Genomic DNA, 15,831 nt, shown 5'->3' on the forward strand with positions numbered 1-15,831 from the left:
CCTCAGACACGCGCGGCGGTCACCGCGGCGCTGCCCCAGGTGGTCCGCCAGCGCTGTTTGACATTGTGCAGGCCGAACCAGGCGAGCACGCCGAGCGAGGCGAACAGCCAGAGGCCGAGCTGGTAGTCGCCGGAACTCTGCTTGATCGCGCCGAGCCCGGCGGTCAGGCAGAAGCCGCCGATGCCGCCGGCCATGCCGATCAGCCCGGTCATGACCCCGATGCTGTGGCGGAAACGTTGCGGCACCAGTTGGAAGACCGCGCCATTGCCGGCGCCCAGGCTGAGCATGGCGACCACGAAGAGGCTCAGGGCGGCCACGGCGCTGGGCAGATGGAAGCCGACGGCGGCGATGCAGACGGAGGCGACGGTGTACATCAGCAGCAGGCTGCGGATACCGCCGACGCGATCGGCCAGGGCTCCACCGAGGGGGCGCATCAGGCTCCCGGCGAAGACGCAGGCGGCGGTGTAGTAGCCGGCCTTGACCGGGTCCAGGCTGTACTGGTCGTGGAAGTAGCCGGGCAGGGTACTGGCCAGGCCGAGGAAGCCGCCGAAGGTCACGCTGTAGAAGAACATGAACCACCAGCTGTCACGGTCGGCGAGGGCTTTCAAGTAGTCGCCCACGGCCTTGGGCGCGGGCCGTTCGGGGGCGTTGCGGGCGAGCAGGGCGAAGGCCGCCAGGACCAGCAGCAACGGCAGCAGGGCGAAGCCGAAGACGTTCTGCCAGCCGAAGGCGGCAGCCAGGGCCGGGGCGAAGAGGGCGGCGAACACGGTGCCGGAGTTGCCGGCGCCGGCGATGCCCATGGCCTTGCCCTGGTGTTGCGCCGGGTACCATTGCGAGGCCAGCGGCAAGGCGACGGCGAAGGACGCACCGGCCATGCCCAGCAGCACGCCGAGCAGCAGGGCCTGGTGCAGGCTATGGATACCCAGCGTCCAGGCGCCGATGAGCGTGCCGATGACGACGACCTGGCCGCACAGGCCGGCGCTCTTCGGCGACCAGCGATCGGCCAGCAGGCCCATCAGGAAGCGCAGCACGGCGCCGGAGAGGATCGGCGTGGCGACCATCAGCGCGCGTTGCTGGGTGGTCAATTGCAGGTCGCTGGCGATCTGCACCGCCAGTGGGCCGAGCAGGTACCAGACCATGAAGCTCAGGTCGAAATAGAGAAAGGCGGCGAACAGGGTCGGCGCATGGCCGGCTTTCCAGAAACTCGTGTTCATTGAACACCTCATCAGCAACGGTTGAGGGCACCGGCAGGCTGCGCGCGTGGCAGTCAGCGGGTCGAGGAAGTCCTGCTGCCCCAGCGCCGGGGCAAACGAAAAAGGCGCCGCGCCACCGACCGCCTGAGCGGGGTGGACGCGACGCCTTTGTCGTGTTTCGGGTAACCGCCGTTGATTACCACTGCATTGGCCACAGCAAGGGCCGGGCCAATGAAAAGAAAATTAGAAAATTCAGATGCTTATGACGCCGATGGGGGAAATTCGCTGAACCAGAACAGGGCGTTGGCCGGTAGCACATGCTCCCCCGTGGGGCGACTCAGGACGCTGGTGGCTGCGGGAAGAGCACCGCTGGCCCCGTGGGTTGGGTGCCGGGCGGCAGGTAGGCGGGCGCCGCTTGTCCGGCCGGGCCGAGATGGCGAATGTATCGATAAAGGCTGCGCAGATCGTCATCGTGCATCACGCGCAGGGCGTGGGACGGCATGGGCGGGCGGAAATTGGCCTTGTGCGCGGCATCCAGCCATTGCTCTTCGCTGTAGCCCTGCATGAACAGGCGCAGGTTGGCCGGGTAGGTCGTGCCCCAGGGGCCGCTCCAGCCCAGTTGATCGCCGGTCAGCCAGAGGCTTTCCGGCACCTTTTCCGGAGCCATGGCATAGCCGGGGGTGTGGCAATCGTTGCAGCCAGCCACCTGGACCAGGTAGCGGCCGCGTTGCAAGTGATCCGCTTCCTCGGCGAGCGCAGCCGTGGCAGCCAGAAGGGGGAACAGGCACAGGCAGCCGGACAGTGCCCCTGCGGCGGGTAAGGACGGCATGGTGGAATCTCCTCTGATGGCGATCTGTTTACCGCATCAAAGGTATAGCGTGGCGCCCGCCCGCCTGCCTCGATCAGGCGACCTGGTTGACGTTGGGGAAGGTGGCGCGGAACGACTCGGGAATCGGGATCACCTTGCCAGCCTGGTAATCGAAGAAGACGAAGCCGGACTTGGCCATGGCCACCAGCTTGCCGTCGGCCGGGCGACTGATGCGGAAGATGATGTCACCGCCGTACTTGTTGAAATCCATCACCCCGACCTCGAACAGCAACTGGTCGCGGGCATGGGCCTCGGCGCGATAGGTGGTGGCCAGGTCGGTGACGATGATCCCCGTCTCGCGGATGCCGTAGTCGAACAGGAAGCGTGCGCGGGCCTCGGAGATCATCGAGATCATCGAGTCGTTGCCCAGGTGGTTGGCGCCATTGATATCGGTGACCCGGACCGTCAGGTGGGTCTGGTAGCAGAAGTATTCGTCGGGAAACTCGAGCGTCAGGCGGGCCATGGAAACCTTGTGCGTGTGGAGGGGGAAGGGCGCCGATTCTAGTGCTTCCCGCTTGCGCTGGGGACTGCCGCGGGCGTGGATGCGTGTCAGTGGCCGAGCATCTCGTGCATCGCAATGATCTGTTCGGCGACCTGTACCAGCTTCTGCTGGCGACTCATGGCCTGGCGGCGCATCAGGGTGTAGGCCTCTTCTTCCGGGCAGCCCTTCATCTTCATCAGCAAGCCCTTGGCCAGTTCGATGCGCTTGCGTTCGGCGAGCTGCTGTTCGCGGGCCTGCAATTGCGCGCGCAGGGCCTGGTCGCTCTCGAAGCGGGCCATGGCCACTTCGAGGATCGGTTGCAGGCGTGCCGCCTGGATGCCTTCGACGATGTAGGCGCTGACCCCGGAGCGGATCGCCTGGCGCATCACCTGGGGGTCGTGCTCGTCGGTGAACAGGACGATCGGGCGAGGCTGGTCGCGGGACACCAGGACCACCTGTTCGAGTACGTCGCGACCAGGCGACTCACTGTCGATGAGGATGACGTCCGGGTGCAGCGCCTCGACCCGCTGCGGCAGATCGATGGTCAGCCCGGATTCGTCGATCACCTCGAAGCCGGCCTCGATCAGGGCTGCCTTGAGGCGCCCGACCTTGCGCGGTGTGTCATTGATGAGCAGGACGCGTAGCATCGTGGCTGTCTCCATCAGGCATCGCCAAGGGCGTGCAGGGCAAAGCTGCGTGCATAACCGGCCGGGTCGTTGCCGTTCCAGACGCGGCCGTCGAGCAGGGTCGACGTGCGCATCTCTGCATCGGCCACGGCGATGCCCAGGGCCTCGGCGGCTTCCCGGTACAGCGTCCGTTGCTGCACTTGGCGGGCCACGCCGAGATAGTCCGGATCGTCGCGCAGCAAGCCCCAGCGGCGGAACTGGGTCATGAACCACAGGCCATCCGAGAGCCAGGGCTGGTTGGCTTGCCCGTCGCCGTGGAAGCGCAGCGGATGGGCGTCCTTCCAGGCGTGGCCGAGACCGTCCTGGTAGTAGCCGAGCAGGCGTGGCTCGATGCTCGACAGCGGCGCGTCGACATAGTCGCTGCCGCTGATCAGGCTCGCGGTGCCACGGCGGTTCTCTTCATTGGCGTCGATGAAGCGGCTGGCATCAAGCAGGCTCATGATCAATGCGCGCGCGGCATTGGGGTATTCCTCGACGAAGGCGCGGGTGGCGCCGAGCACCTTCTCCGGGTGGTCCGGCCAGATCGCCTGGCTGGTGCTGAGGGTGAAGCCCATGCCTTCGTCTATCGCCAGGGCGCCCCAGGGGCCGCCGGCACAGAAGCCGTCGATGCGCCCGGCACGCAGGTGTTCGACCATCTGTGCCGGTGGGATCACCAGGGTGTCGACATCGCGCAACGGATGAATGCCCAGGCTGGCCAGCCAGTAATAGAGCCAGAGCGCATGGGTGCCGGTAGGAAAGGTGTGCGCCAGGGTCAGGCGTGTGCGCTGTTCGAGGACCAGCCGCTGCAGGGCCTCGGTCGTGGTCACGCCATCGCGTTGCAGGGCGGCGGAGAGGTTGATCGCCTGACCGTTCTGGCACAGTCCCATGAGCACTGCCATGTCGGTGGCCGGTACGCCGCCGATGCCCAGTTGCACGCCATAGATCAGCCCGTACAGGCCGTGCACCGCGTCGAGTTCGCCGCCGAGCAGGCGGTCGCGCAATTGCGCCCAGGAACTTTGTCGCTGCAGGTTGAGGGTCAGTCCGTATGGCTGGGCGAATCCCTGGGTGGCCGCGACGATGAGCGAGGCCGCGTCGCTCAGGGCCATGAAGCCGAGGTTGAGCACGCTCTTTTCTGGTGCGTCGGAGCCTGCTACCCAGGCCAGGTGGTGCAGGTTGGCACTGCTGTCGGTCATCGCTACCTCTGAGCAAAAAAGCGCCGCTTCGCGCACGCCTGGGCGGGCGAAGGGACGCCATTGTCTTGCGCGACCCGCCGTTGGGTCGCCGCTGGAGGTCACGCAGCAAGCGCTATGCCAGGATCTGGCCGGAAAGAAAAAGCCCCGCCGAAGCGGGGCTGAAAAGAAGGGCTAAACCCTTAAATACAACTAGCGCAGGCTCGATCGGGGAAGCGACCGGGCCCGCGCATACCTTAGCTGGATGGCGATTCCAGACAATGGGCAATAAGTAGTAGGCGCAAGGCCTGGCGCATTGCCGAAGATGCTGATTGGCAGGCCTGAAAAGAAAAAGCCCCGCACGAGGCGGGGCTTTTCCAATGCCGAACGGCTTAGGCTTGAACGACCGGAATCTTGGCGTTCGCAGCGGCTTCGCGGAACTCGGCGATCTGGTCGAAGCTCAGGTAGCGGTAAACGTCGGCAGCCATGCTGTCGATGTCTTTCGCGTAGGCCATGTACTCCTCGACGGTCGGCAGTTTGCCGAGGATCGAAGCGACAGCGGCCAGCTCGGCAGATGCCAGGAACACGTCGGTAGCGTCGCCCAGGCGGTTCGGGAAGTTACGGGTCGAGGTCGACACGACGGTGGAACCGGTCTGTACGCGAGCCTGGTTACCCATGCACAGCGAGCAGCCCGGCATTTCCATGCGCGCGCCAGCCTTGCCGTAGATGCCGTAGTAGCCTTCCTCGGTCAGCTGGTGGGCGTCCATCTTGGTCGGCGGAGCCAGCCACAGACGGGTCGGAATGCCACCCTTGACTTTGTCCAGCAGCTTACCGGCAGCGCGGAAGTGACCGATGTTGGTCATGCAGGAACCGATGAACACTTCGTCGATCTTGCGGCCTTGAACGCTGGACAGCAGGCGGGCATCGTCCGGATCGTTCGGGGCGCAGAGTACCGGCTCCTTGACGTCGGCCAGGTCGATCTCGATGACCGCGGCGTATTCGGCGTCTTTGTCGGCTTCCAGCAGTTGCGGCTTGGCCAGCCAGGCTTCCATCGCTTTGGCGCGACGCTCCAGGGTGCGGGCGTCACCGTAACCTTCGCCGATCATCCAGCGCAGCAGGGTGATGTTCGACTTCAGGTATTCGGCGATGGCCTCTTCCGGCAGCTTGATGGTGCAACCGGCAGCGGAACGCTCGGCCGAGGCGTCGGACAGCTCGAAGGCTTGCTCGACGGTCAGGTCGTTCAGGCCTTCGATCTCGAGGATGCGGCCGGAGAAGATGTTCTTCTTGCCCTTCTTCTCGACGGTCAGCAGGCCAGCCTGGATCGCGTAGTAGGGGATCGCATGCACCAGGTCACGCAGGGTGATGCCGGGCTGCATCTTGCCTTTGAAGCGCACCAGAACCGACTCCGGCATGTCCAGCGGCATGACGCCGGTGGCAGCGGCGAAGGCCACCAGGCCGGAACCGGCCGGGAAGCTGATACCGATCGGGAAGCGGGTGTGCGAGTCGCCGCCGGTGCCGACGGTGTCGGGCAGCAGCATGCGGTTCAGCCAGCTGTGGATGATGCCGTCGCCCGGACGCAGGGACACACCGCCGCGGGTCATGATGAAGTCCGGCAGGGTGTGGTGGGTCTTGACGTCGATCGGCTTCGGATAGGCCGCGGTGTGGCAGAAGGACTGCATCACCAGGTCGGCGGAGAAGCCCAGGCAAGCCAGGTCTTTCAGCTCGTCGCGGGTCATCGGGCCAGTGGTGTCCTGGGAGCCGACGGTGGTCATCTTCGGTTCGCAGTAGGTGCCCGGACGGACGCCTTTGCCTTCCGGCAGACCGCAGGCGCGGCCAACCATCTTCTGCGCCAGGGTGAAGCCTTTGCCGCTGTCGGCCGGAGCTTCCGGCTTCTTGAACAGCTCGGAGGCGCCCAGGCCCAGCTCGGCACGGGCCTTCTCGGTCAGGCCACGGCCGACGATCAGCGGAATACGGCCGCCGGCGCGGACTTCGTCGAGCAGCACGTCGGTCTTCAGCTGGAAGGTGGTGACCAGCTCATCGCTGCCGTGACGGCGCACTTCGCCTTTCATCGGGTACACGTCGATGACGTCGCCCATGGCCAGGTTGGTGCAATCGAACTCGATCGGCAGGGCGCCGGCGTCTTCCATGGTGTTGTAGAAGATCGGGGCGATCTTGGTGCCGAAGCAGAAGCCGCCAGCGCGCTTGTTCGGAACGTAGGGGATGTCGTCGCCGAAGAACCACAGCACCGAGTTGGTGGCGGACTTACGGGAGGAACCGGTACCGACCACGTCACCGACGTAGGCGACCGGGAAGCCCTTGGCCTTGACCGCTTCGATTTGCTTCAGCGGGCCGACGGAGCCCGGCTGAACCGGCTCGATGCCGTCACGAGCCATCTTCAGCATGGCCAGGGCGTGCAGCGGGATGTCCGGACGCGACCAGGCGTCGGGCGCCGGGGACAGGTCGTCGGTGTTGGTTTCGCCGGGCACCTTGAACACGGTCAGGGTGATCTTCTCGGCGACTGCCGGCTTGGCCTTGAACCACTCGCCGTCAGCCCAGGATTGCAGCACGGCCTTGGCGGCGGCGTTGCCTTTCTTGGCGCGCTCGGCGACATCGTGGAAGGCGTCGAACATCAGCAGGGTGTGCTTCAGTTGCTCGGCGGCGACGTTGGCCAGCTCGGCGCTGTCCAGCAGTTCGACCATAGTGGCGATGTTGTAGCCGCCCTGCATGGTGCCCAGCAGTTCAACGGCGCGCTGCTTGCTGATCAGCGGGGATTTGGCTTCGCCCTTGGCGACAGCGGAGAGGAAACCGGCCTTGACGTAGGCGGCCTCGTCAACACCCGGCGGTACGCGGTTGGTGATCAGGTCGAGGAGGAATTCTTCTTCGCCGGCCGGCGGGTTCTTCAGGAGTTCGACCAGACCAGCGGTCTGTTCGGCGTTCAGCGGCTGGGGCACGACGCCCTGGGCGGCACGCTCTTCTACGTGTTTGCGGTAGGCTTCAAGCACAGTATTTCCCTCATCAGTGGTCCCGGAGGACGCGTATCCAGGAGACCCCTCCGATCCATTCGTCAGGCATGGTGGACGGTAATCCACGGACCTACGACGGCATCGGCAGCCTCCAGACAGAAGCTGTTTTCAAAGTTTTACGCCGGATGGCCTGGGACGAGAGGGACTGGACGCTTGAGGGTGGCGTCCAGACCGCGCGGCTGCCGGAATCTGTGCTTCGTGACGCTTTGAAAACAGCTTCAAACGGACATTGCGCCTTGTGAAAGGCGGGCTGATTCTACTGGAATTCATGGGTGAAAGTAAGCGCCAAAGCCGTGTGCGGAAGGATGATCTTGCCTAGACAAAGGGCTAAGATGCCGCTTTGCCAGAATACCCCAGCGCCATGTCCTCCCAGCGAATCAAAACCCCTTGTGTCGGCCTCTGTTCCACGGTTTACGGCGATCTCGTCTGCCGTGGCTGCAAGCGTTTCCACCATGAGGTGGTGAACTGGAACCTCTACTCCGATGAAGAGAAGCGCGCGGTGTGGAAGCGCCTCGAGGTGCTGCTGGTGCAGGTGATGATGGCCAAGCTGGAAGTCTTCGATGCGCAGCGCCTGCGCAGCCAGCTTGAGCAACGGCAGGTCCGCTTCGTTCCCGATCAGTCGCCTTATTGCTGGGCCTACCAGCTGATCGCGCGGGGCTCGCGCTTGATCCAGAATCTCGATGCCTATGGCCTGGCGCTGTTGCCGGAGTTTCGGGGCTGGCCCTTGCCTGATCTGCGCGATGCCATCGATCGGGAATTCTTCCTGCTCTCCGAGGCGCACTACGAGCGCTACATCGCTCCGCATTTCCTGCGCGACGGTATGGATCTGCGGGTCTAGCGCCCGGCGCTACGCCAGGTTGCCGGGCGCACCTGGCGCTAGGGCCAGCCTGCCGCTGTCACGCCGCATCCAGGCTGCCGACGCGCCGGCCCGCATAGACAGGAAGAGAGCAGGGCTCAGACCTTGGCCGCCAGTTCTTCCAGATGGGCGATGATTTCATCGGGCTTGAGCACCAGCACGTCGCTTTCCAGGGCGTCCAGCACCACTTCCGCGGTGTTGCCGATGAGTGCGCCGGAGAACCCGGTGCGCGCCACGGTGCCGATTACCGTCACGGCGGCATCCAGGTTCTGTGCCTCGCGCGGGATCAGTACATCGGCCGGGCCTTCCTCGATATGCAGGTGTTCGTCGTCCACGCCGTATTCGGCCTGGAATGCCCTGCACGCTTCGCGATAGCGCGCCTCGATGGTTTCACTGAGCTGAAAGGTCGGGTCGGCGGCAGAGAGCATTGGCGAGGGGTGGGCGCTGATCACGTGCAGTTGGCCATGGGTGAGGCCGGCGATGTCGTAGGCGTTGCTGACGATGCTGGCGTGCAGGGCAAGATGCTCGGCGTCGCCATTGCCGACATCGATCGCCGCGAGAATGGCGCGTCCTGCCCACGGGTGGGCGCTCTTCACCAGTAGAACGGGGGTGGGGCAATAGCGCAGCAGTTTCCAGTCGTCGGGCGTGAGCAGGGCTTTCTTCAGCGGGTTGTCGGGGATGTGTTCCTTGACCACCAGGCCACAGCCTTCGGCCTGCTGTTCGGCGATGATGGTCGTTTGCAGGCTGTCTTGCCAGGCCTGGCGGCAGGAACAGCTATAGCCTTCTTCGCGCAAGCTCGCCGCGAGTTCTTCCAGGCGCGCGGAAAAGTCGCCGCGCTTCTCGCAGGCCAGCAGGTGCAGATGGGATTGGGTGACGCTGGCGATCAGCTTGGCCCGTTTCAGTGCCAGGCCATCCGGCTGGTCGGGGTTCACTACTACGAGAATGCTTCGAATCGCTTGCATGGTCGTCTCCCTCGGCGCGCTGTTGTTCGTGTGAAGCAACTGTAGTCGCGATCCGGCTTGCGTGATCTTGAGTCATGTCAAGCGCGGAACTGGTCGCGCGCCGGTGCATTCGTATAATGCTCGGCCTTTATGACGCTGCTGCGCTTTCTTGGCGGCCGGTCGATGAGTCAATGGAGCCAGTCATGTTGTCCGAAATCCGGGATTTCCTCGGTTGCGCCACGCCCGATGCGTGGGTCCAGGCCGCCTTGCAGGACCAGGAAGTTATGCTGATCGACCACAAGAACAATGAGTTCAAGGCCGCCAGCACGGCGTTGGCGCTGATCGCCAAGTACAGCACCCATGAAGACCTGGTGAATTTCATGTCGCGCCTGGCGCGTGAGGAACTGCGCCATCACGAGCAGGTCCTGGCGATCCTGAAAAAGCGCGGCATCGCCTTGCGGCCGATCTCCGCAGGCCGCTATGCCTCCGGCCTGCGCGCGGAGGTGCGCAATCATGAGCCGTTCAAGCTGGTGGATACCCTGATCGTCGGCGCCTTTATCGAATGCCGTAGTTGCGAGCGCTTCGCTGCCCTGGTGGATCACCTGGATGCCGACCTGGCGAAGTTCTACGGCTCTTTGCTGAAGTCCGAGGCCCGGCATTTTCAGGGCTATCTGGCGCTGGCGCGGCGCTATGGCGATGCTGCCGATATCGCCCGGCGGGTGGCGGAAATACGTGAGCTAGAGGCCCGGCTGATCGACTCGCCAGACCTCGAATTCCGCTTCCATAGCGGCATTCCGCAGGCCGCGTAAGGGCAATAGAGACAAGCCCGCCGAACGGCGGGTTTGTCATTCAGGGCACTCAGCGCTCCATGATCTGCTTGACCTGGGATTGCGGAATCATCTGATCCTTGCCTTCCGAGTCCTCGAATTGGTACATGCCGCTGCTCTTGTCCAGGTGCGGCTTGTCGTCGGTGGTGATCAGTTGCCCGTCTACCGTCGCAATGATGTAGTGACTGGAGCAGCCGGCAAGGCCCAGCGCGCAGGCGGCGATCAGGATCAAGTGTTTCATGGCATTCCCCGGATTCATGGCTGGTCTGCTGTTAAAGATATCCGGGGTTGTCGTACTGGCAACTTGATTCGTATCAGTGCTCGACGGGCGACGGGGTCAGCGGGAAGGGAGTCTGGTGCAAGCCACTGGCATCCGCCTGCAGGACCCAGCCCTGGCGATCCCAGTCACCCAGGACGATGCGTTGCGCTGGCTTGCCGTCGATCTGCAGCTCGTGGGTCGCGGGCCGATGGGTGTGGCCGTGGATCAGCGTGCGCACCTTGTGCTGGCGCATCACACGGAGCACTTCGTCGGGCGTCACGTCGACGATCTCGCTGGCCTTCATGCTCGTCTGTGCGCGACTTTCCTTGCGCAGCTTGCGTGCCAGGGCGTGGCGCTTGGCCAGTGGCAGGTTGCGCAGGATGAACAGCGAGAGCGGGTTGCGCAGCCAGCGGCGCAGCTTCATGTAGGCCGTATCCAGGGTGCACAGGCTGTCACCGTGCATCAACAGCACCGTTTCGCCGTTCAGGCGGACCAGGCTCGGGTCGCGCAGCAGGGTGCAGCCCGCCTCGCGGCAGAAGGCTTTGCCGATCAGGAAGTCGCGATTGCCGTGCATCAGGTAGATGCGTGTGCCGCCGTCGGACAGCTCGCGCAGGGCGCGGGCGATGGCGTGCTGGAAGTCGTCCATGCCATCGTCGCCGATCCACGCTTCGAAGAAGTCGCCGAGGATATACAGGGCTTCGGCTCGGGCGGCGCGGGTCGTGAGGAAATGCAAGAACGCCCGGGTGATGTCCGGGCGTTCCGCTTCGAGATGCAGGTCCGAGATGAACAGGACGCTCATCGACTCACTCGCCGACGATCTCGGCTTTCTCGATGATCACGTCTTCGCTGGGGACGTCCTGATGACCGGCGCGCATGGTGGTCGGCACGGCCTTGATCTTGTTGACCACGTCCATGCCGTCGACCACCTGGCCGAACACGCAGTAGCCCCAGCCTTGAACGGTCGGTGCGCTGTGGTTGAGGAAATCGTTGTCAGCGACGTTGATGAAGAACTGCGCGCTGGCCGAATGCGGCTCCATGGTGCGGGCCATGGCAACGGTGCCGATCTTGTTGGCCACGCCGTTGTTGGCTTCGTTCTTGATCGGTGCCCGGGTGCTCTTCTGCTTCATGCCCGGTTCGAAGCCGCCGCCCTGGATCATGAAGTTGTTGATCACGCGGTGGAAGACGGTGTTGTCGTAGTGACCGCTCTTCACATACTCCTTGAAGTTGGCCACGGTTTCCGGGGCCTTGTCTTCGAAGAGTTCCAGGGTGATGACGCCATGGTTGGTGTGCAGCTTGATCATGAGGGGAATCCACTGTTTGGGAAAATCGAAGGCCTGTCAGGGGGTTGACAGCTTCGGCTATGATAAGCGCTTTGGTTTGGCCGGCCTACCCTGGCCGAGCAACAGCATGATCAAGGACACCATGAGCAAGCCCACCGCCGATTCGAAAGAAGCCACAGTCGCCGCCAATTTCCTGCGCCCCATCGTCCAGGCCGATCTGGAAAGCGGCAAGCACCAGAAGATCGTCACGCGTTTCCCGCCGGAGCCCAACGGCTACCTGCACATCGGGCACGCCAAGTCGATCTGTCTGAACTTCGGCCTGGCCAAGGAATTCGGCGGTGATTGCCATCTGCGCTTCGACGACACCAACCCGGCGAAGGAAGACCAGGAATACATCGATGCCATCGAGGCCGATGTCAAATGGCTGGGCTTCGAGTGGGCGGGCGAGGTGCGCTATGCCTCCAACTATTTCGACCAGTTGCATGACTGGGCCGTCGCGCTGATCGAGGCCGGCAAAGCCTTCGTCTGCGACCTGAGCCCGGAGGAGATGCGCGAGTACCGTGGCACGCTGACCGAGCCGGGCAAGAACAGCCCCTTCCGCGAGCGCTCGGTGGAGGAAAACCTCGATCTGTTCGCCCGCATGAAGGCCGGCGAGTTCCCCGATGGCGCGCGTTCGCTGCGGGCGAAGATCGACATGACCTCGCCGAACATGAACCTGCGCGATCCGATCCTCTACCGTATCCGTCATGCCCATCACCACCAGACTGGCGACAAGTGGTGCATCTACCCGAGCTATGACTTCACCCATGGTCAGTCGGACGCCATCGAGGGCGTTACCCACTCCATCTGCACCCTCGAGTTCGAGGATCACCGTCCGCTGTACGAGTGGTTCCTGGAAAACCTGCCGGTGCCGGCGCAGCCGCGCCAGTACGAGTTCGCCCGGCTCAACCTGAACTACACCATCACCAGCAAGCGCAAGCTCAAGCAACTGGTCGACGAAGGCCACGTGAATGGCTGGGACGACCCGCGCATGTCGACCCTGTCCGGCTATCGCCGTCGCGGTTACACCCCGGCTTCGATCCGCAATTTCTGCGACATGATCGGCGTCAACCGTGCCGGTGGCCTGGTTGATATCGGCATGCTCGAATTCGCCATCCGTGACGACCTGGATGCCAATGCGGCGCGTGCCATGTGCGTGCTCAAGCCGCTCAAGGTGGTGATCACCAACTATCCCGAGGGCCAGGTCGAGAACCTCGAGCTGCCGCGCCATCCCAAGCAGGACATGGGGGTGCGCGTGCTGCCGTTCGGTCGCGAGATCTACATCGACGCCGGCGATTTCGAGGAAAACCCGCCGGCCGGCTACAAGCGCCTGATCCCGGGCGGTGAAGTGCGCCTGCGCGGCAGCTATGTGATCCGTGCCGACGAAGCCATCAAGGATGCCGAGGGCCATATCGTCGAACTGCGTTGCAGCTATGACGAGAATACCCTCGGCAAGAACCCGGAAGGGCGCAAGGTCAAGGGTGTGATCCACTGGGTGCCGGCCGCCGAGAGCGTCGAATGCGAAGTGCGCCTGTACGACCGCCTGTTCAAGTCGGCGAATCCGGAAAAGGCGGAAGAGGGCGGTAGCTTCCTCGATAACATCAACCCCGAGTCCCTGGTGGTGCTCAAGGGCTGCCGTGCCGAGCCGTCGCTGGCCAGCGCTTCGGCGGAAGAGCGTTTCCAGTTCGAGCGTGAAGGCTACTTCTGCGCGGACCTGAAAGATTCCAAGCCGGGTGCGCCGGTATTCAACCGCACCGTCACCCTGCGCGATTCCTGGGGGCAGTAAATGGCGCTGAGCATCTACAACACCCTGAGCAAGACCAAGGAGCCTTTCCGGCCGCTGGTCGGCAATCAGGTGCGCATGTACGTCTGCGGCATGACCGTGTACGACTTCTGCCACATCGGCCATGCGCGGGTGATGGTGGCCTTTGACGTTATCGCCCGCTGGTTGCGCCAGCGCGGCTACGACCTGACCTACGTGCGCAACATCACCGATATCGACGACAAGATCATTCGTCGCGCCCAGGAGAATGGCGAGTCCTTCGACGCGCTGACCGAGCGCATGATCGCCGCCATGCACGAGGACGAGGGCCGCCTGTCGGTGCTGCGTCCGGACATCGAGCCGCGCGCCACCGGGCACATCGCCGGCATGCACGCGATGATCCAGACCCTGATCGACAAGGGCTTCGCCTACGCTCCGGGCAACGGCGACGTCTATTACCGGGTCGGCAAGTTCGTCGGTTACGGCAAGCTGTCGCGGAAGAAGATCGAAGATCTGCGCATCGGTGCGCGCATCGAAGTCGATGAGTCCAAGGAAGATCCGCTGGACTTCGTGCTCTGGAAGGGCGCCAAGCCGGGCGAGCCGAGCTGGGATTCGCCGTGGGGCGCCGGGCGCCCGGGCTGGCACATCGAATGCTCGGTGATGTCCACCTGCTGCCTGGGCGAAACCTTCGATATCCATGGTGGCGGCCCGGATCTGGTGTTCCCGCACCACGAGAACGAGATCGCCCAGAGCGAGGCGGCTACCGGCAAGCCCTACGCGGCGACCTGGATGCATGCCGGCGCGGTGCGGGTGGATGGCGAGAAGATGTCCAAGTCCCTGGGCAACTTCTTCACCATTCGCGAAGTGCTGGAGAAGTACCACCCGGAAGTAGTGCGCTTCCTGCTGGTCTCCAGCCATTACCGCAGCCCGATCAACTATTCGGAGGACAACCTCAAGGAAGCCAAGGGCGCGCTGGAGCGTTTCTATACCGCCCTGCGTGGTCTTCCGTCGGTTGCTGCCGCGGGTGGCGAGGCCTTTGCCGAGCGTTTCGCTGCAGCGATGGATGACGACTTCGGTACGCCGGAAGCGGTCGCGGTGCTGTTCGAGATGGTGCGAGAGATCAATCGTCTGCGTGACAGCGACCTGCAGGCTGCCGCCGGTCTGGCTGCGCGCCTGCGCGAGCTGGCATCGGTGCTGGGAGTGTTGCAGTTGGCCGCGGATGATTTTCTGCAGGCTGGCGCCGAAGGCAAGGTCGATGCGGCCAGGGTCGAGGCGTTGATCCAGGCTCGCCTGGATGCGCGCGCGGCGAAGAACTGGGCGGAGTCCGATCGTATTCGCGATGAGCTGACCGCCATGGGCGTGGTTCTCGAAGACGGCAAGGGCGGCACCACCTGGCGTCTTGCCGAGTGATACCGCTTGCATGAAAAAAGGCCGCTGATGCGGCCTTTTTTCATTGCTGGCGGACTTACTTGTGCAGTTCTTCCGCAGCGTGCAGGGTGTTTTCCAGCAGGCAGGCGCGGGTCATGGGGCCGACACCGCCCGGAACCGGGGTAATCCAGCTGGCACGTTCTGCGGCGACCTCGAACTCGACATCCCCGACCAGCTTGCCGTCTGCCTGGCGATTGATGCCGACATCGATGACGATGGCGCCTTCCTTGATCCATTCGCCCTTGACCAAGCCGGGTTTGCCGGCGGCCACTACCACCAGGTCGGCGCGGCGCACGTGGTCAGCCAGGTCGCGGGTGAAGCGGTGGGTCACGGTCACGGTGCAGCCGCCGAGCAGCAATTCCAGGGCCATGGGGCGGCCGACGATATTGGAAGCGCCGACCACCACCGCGTCCATGCCGTACAGATCGGCGCCGGTGCTTTGCAGCAGGGTCATGATGCCTTTCGGGGTGCAGGGGCGCAGCAGCGGGATGCGTTGTGCCAGGCGGCCGATGTTGTAGGGGTGGAAACCGTCGACGTCCTTGTCCGGGTGGATGCGCTCAAGCAGCAGCGAAGCATCCATGTGCGCCGGCAGCGGCAGTTGCACCAGAATGCCGTCTATCGCCGGATCGGCATTCAGGCGGTCGATCAGCGCCAGCAACTCATCTTGCGGGGTGCTTTCAGGAAGGTCGAAGGCTTGGGAGAGGAAGCCGACTTCCTCGCAATCCTTGCGCTTGTGCGCGACATAGACTTGGGAAGCGGGATCGCTACCGACCAGGATCACCGCCAGGCCGGGAATGCGCAGGCCTTGCTGGCGGCGCTCGGCGACGCGTTGGGCTATCTGCTGGCGGAGGCTGGCGGCGATCGCTTTGCCGTCGATCAGTTGTGCGGTCATGTCGGAGGAGTAACCATCGAGTCGGGGGAAAAGAGGACGCGCATTTTCGCATGTCGACCTCATAAGGCAAAGGCGGCGAACCCCCGATTTGCCGTAACTCCTTTATCTCTTTGAAATTTTTTTAAAAAAACCGTTGACGAGGTTTTGC

General features: G+C 63.9%; 15 protein-coding genes. 4 read left to right on the forward strand and 11 right to left on the reverse strand.

The features are described 5' to 3' along the window. Positions 1-2: 2 nt before the first annotated feature. From BLQ74_RS08480 to acnB, 6 genes are all read right to left on the reverse strand, one after another. Entirely contained in the window at positions 3-1,214 is a 1,212-nt protein-coding gene (locus tag BLQ74_RS08480) for a nitrate/nitrite transporter (protein WP_090262123.1), read from the reverse strand. A gap of 316 nt (positions 1,215-1,530) precedes the next feature. After that, positions 1,531-2,022 carry a cytochrome C gene (locus BLQ74_RS08485; RefSeq protein ID WP_090262124.1) on the reverse strand — a complete coding sequence of 164 codons (492 nt, stop codon included), beginning with the start codon at positions 2,020-2,022 and terminating at the stop codon, positions 1,531-1,533. 73 nt (positions 2,023-2,095) lie between these two features. Continuing rightward, positions 2,096-2,524 carry a thioesterase family protein gene (locus tag BLQ74_RS08490; RefSeq protein ID WP_090262125.1) on the reverse strand — a complete coding sequence of 143 codons (429 nt, stop codon included), beginning with the start codon at positions 2,522-2,524 and terminating at the stop codon, positions 2,096-2,098. A gap of 86 nt (positions 2,525-2,610) precedes the next feature. Continuing rightward, positions 2,611-3,189, reverse strand: a complete 579-nt coding sequence (locus BLQ74_RS08495) for an ANTAR domain-containing response regulator (protein WP_090262126.1) — start codon at positions 3,187-3,189, stop codon at positions 2,611-2,613. A gap of 14 nt (positions 3,190-3,203) precedes the next feature. Continuing rightward, the gene (locus tag BLQ74_RS08500) at positions 3,204-4,400 is read right to left on the reverse strand and encodes a CmpA/NrtA family ABC transporter substrate-binding protein (RefSeq protein ID WP_090262127.1); all 1,197 of its coding nucleotides are present in this window, start codon (positions 4,398-4,400) and stop codon (positions 3,204-3,206) included. Positions 4,401-4,768: 368 nt separating this feature from the next. Beyond that, positions 4,769-7,378: a bifunctional aconitate hydratase 2/2-methylisocitrate dehydratase gene (acnB, locus tag BLQ74_RS08505; RefSeq protein WP_090262128.1), complete on the reverse strand. Its 2,610-nt coding sequence runs from the start codon at positions 7,376-7,378 to the stop codon at positions 4,769-4,771. A gap of 382 nt (positions 7,379-7,760) precedes the next feature. On the opposite strand from acnB, the gene BLQ74_RS08515 reads away from it, so the two are divergent. Beyond that, on the forward strand, positions 7,761-8,237 hold the full coding sequence (locus BLQ74_RS08515) for a DUF1289 domain-containing protein (protein WP_090262129.1): 477 nt from the start codon (positions 7,761-7,763) through the stop codon (positions 8,235-8,237). A 116-nt stretch (positions 8,238-8,353) separates the two neighbouring features. On the opposite strand, the gene BLQ74_RS08520 is transcribed toward BLQ74_RS08515, so the two are convergent. Continuing rightward, positions 8,354-9,217 (reverse strand): universal stress protein, encoded by an 864-nt coding sequence (locus BLQ74_RS08520; protein WP_090262130.1) that lies wholly within the window; start codon positions 9,215-9,217, stop codon positions 8,354-8,356. 182 nt (positions 9,218-9,399) lie between these two features. Between BLQ74_RS08520 and BLQ74_RS08525 the strand changes: the two genes are divergently transcribed. Then, on the forward strand, positions 9,400-10,005 hold the full coding sequence (locus tag BLQ74_RS08525; protein WP_090262131.1) for a MiaE family protein: 606 nt from the start codon (positions 9,400-9,402) through the stop codon (positions 10,003-10,005). A 49-nt stretch (positions 10,006-10,054) separates the two neighbouring features. Here BLQ74_RS08525 and BLQ74_RS08530 read toward each other — a convergent pair whose 3' ends face one another. The 3 genes from BLQ74_RS08530 to BLQ74_RS08540 all read right to left on the reverse strand — a co-directional run bounded on the left by BLQ74_RS08530 (position 10,055) and on the right by BLQ74_RS08540 (position 11,583). Continuing rightward, a complete protein-coding gene (locus tag BLQ74_RS08530; RefSeq protein ID WP_090262132.1) occupies positions 10,055-10,264 on the reverse strand; it encodes a YgdI/YgdR family lipoprotein in 210 nt (69 codons plus the stop codon). 73 nt (positions 10,265-10,337) lie between these two features. Further along, positions 10,338-11,081 (reverse strand): UDP-2,3-diacylglucosamine diphosphatase, encoded by a 744-nt coding sequence (gene lpxH, locus BLQ74_RS08535; RefSeq protein WP_090262133.1) that lies wholly within the window; start codon positions 11,079-11,081, stop codon positions 10,338-10,340. A 4-nt stretch (positions 11,082-11,085) separates the two neighbouring features. Continuing rightward, positions 11,086-11,583 (reverse strand): peptidylprolyl isomerase, encoded by a 498-nt coding sequence (locus BLQ74_RS08540; RefSeq protein WP_090262134.1) that lies wholly within the window; start codon positions 11,581-11,583, stop codon positions 11,086-11,088. A 121-nt stretch (positions 11,584-11,704) separates the two neighbouring features. Here BLQ74_RS08540 and BLQ74_RS08545 point away from each other — a divergent pair, with 121 nt between their 5' ends. Together BLQ74_RS08545 and cysS are read left to right on the forward strand one after the other, a co-directional pair. Continuing rightward, positions 11,705-13,387, forward strand: coding sequence for a glutamine--tRNA ligase/YqeY domain fusion protein (locus BLQ74_RS08545; RefSeq protein WP_090262425.1), 1,683 nt, complete (start codon positions 11,705-11,707; stop codon positions 13,385-13,387). After that, the gene (gene cysS, locus BLQ74_RS08550) at positions 13,388-14,773 is read left to right on the forward strand and encodes a cysteine--tRNA ligase (RefSeq protein ID WP_090262135.1); all 1,386 of its coding nucleotides are present in this window, start codon (positions 13,388-13,390) and stop codon (positions 14,771-14,773) included. Positions 14,774-14,828: 55 nt separating this feature from the next. On the opposite strand, the gene folD is transcribed toward cysS, so the two are convergent. Next, on the reverse strand, positions 14,829-15,683 hold the full coding sequence (gene folD, locus BLQ74_RS08555) for a bifunctional methylenetetrahydrofolate dehydrogenase/methenyltetrahydrofolate cyclohydrolase FolD (protein ID WP_090262136.1): 855 nt from the start codon (positions 15,681-15,683) through the stop codon (positions 14,829-14,831). Between the last annotated feature and the right edge of the window lie 148 nt (positions 15,684-15,831).

It is taken from the genome of Pseudomonas panipatensis, assembly GCF_900099785.1.
Classification (GTDB): domain Bacteria; phylum Pseudomonadota; class Gammaproteobacteria; order Pseudomonadales; family Pseudomonadaceae; genus Pseudomonas; species Pseudomonas panipatensis.

What these genes read in the sequence shown, in the direction of transcription:
- cysS (WP_090262135.1), top strand. Translation starts at nt 13,388, where the DNA reads ATGGCGCTGAGCATCTACAACACCCTGAGCAAGACCAAGGAGCCTTTC.
- BLQ74_RS08490 (WP_090262125.1), bottom strand. Translation starts at nt 2,524, where the DNA reads ATGGCCCGCCTGACGCTCGAGTTTCCCGACGAATACTTCTGCTACCAG.
- BLQ74_RS08530 (WP_090262132.1), bottom strand. Translation starts at nt 10,264, where the DNA reads ATGAAACACTTGATCCTGATCGCCGCCTGCGCGCTGGGCCTTGCCGGC.
- BLQ74_RS08495 (WP_090262126.1), bottom strand. Translation starts at nt 3,189, where the DNA reads ATGCTACGCGTCCTGCTCATCAATGACACACCGCGCAAGGTCGGGCGC.
- BLQ74_RS08520 (WP_090262130.1), bottom strand. Translation starts at nt 9,217, where the DNA reads ATGCAAGCGATTCGAAGCATTCTCGTAGTAGTGAACCCCGACCAGCCG.
- BLQ74_RS08525 (WP_090262131.1), top strand. Translation starts at nt 9,400, where the DNA reads ATGTTGTCCGAAATCCGGGATTTCCTCGGTTGCGCCACGCCCGATGCG.
- BLQ74_RS08515 (WP_090262129.1), top strand. Translation starts at nt 7,761, where the DNA reads ATGTCCTCCCAGCGAATCAAAACCCCTTGTGTCGGCCTCTGTTCCACG.
- BLQ74_RS08485 (WP_090262124.1), bottom strand. Translation starts at nt 2,022, where the DNA reads ATGCCGTCCTTACCCGCCGCAGGGGCACTGTCCGGCTGCCTGTGCCTG.
- BLQ74_RS08545 (WP_090262425.1), top strand. Translation starts at nt 11,705, where the DNA reads ATGAGCAAGCCCACCGCCGATTCGAAAGAAGCCACAGTCGCCGCCAAT.
- BLQ74_RS08500 (WP_090262127.1), bottom strand. Translation starts at nt 4,400, where the DNA reads ATGACCGACAGCAGTGCCAACCTGCACCACCTGGCCTGGGTAGCAGGC.
- BLQ74_RS08540 (WP_090262134.1), bottom strand. Translation starts at nt 11,583, where the DNA reads ATGATCAAGCTGCACACCAACCATGGCGTCATCACCCTGGAACTCTTC.
- folD (WP_090262136.1), bottom strand. Translation starts at nt 15,683, where the DNA reads ATGACCGCACAACTGATCGACGGCAAAGCGATCGCCGCCAGCCTCCGC.
- BLQ74_RS08480 (WP_090262123.1), bottom strand. Translation starts at nt 1,214, where the DNA reads ATGAACACGAGTTTCTGGAAAGCCGGCCATGCGCCGACCCTGTTCGCC.
- lpxH (WP_090262133.1), bottom strand. Translation starts at nt 11,081, where the DNA reads ATGAGCGTCCTGTTCATCTCGGACCTGCATCTCGAAGCGGAACGCCCG.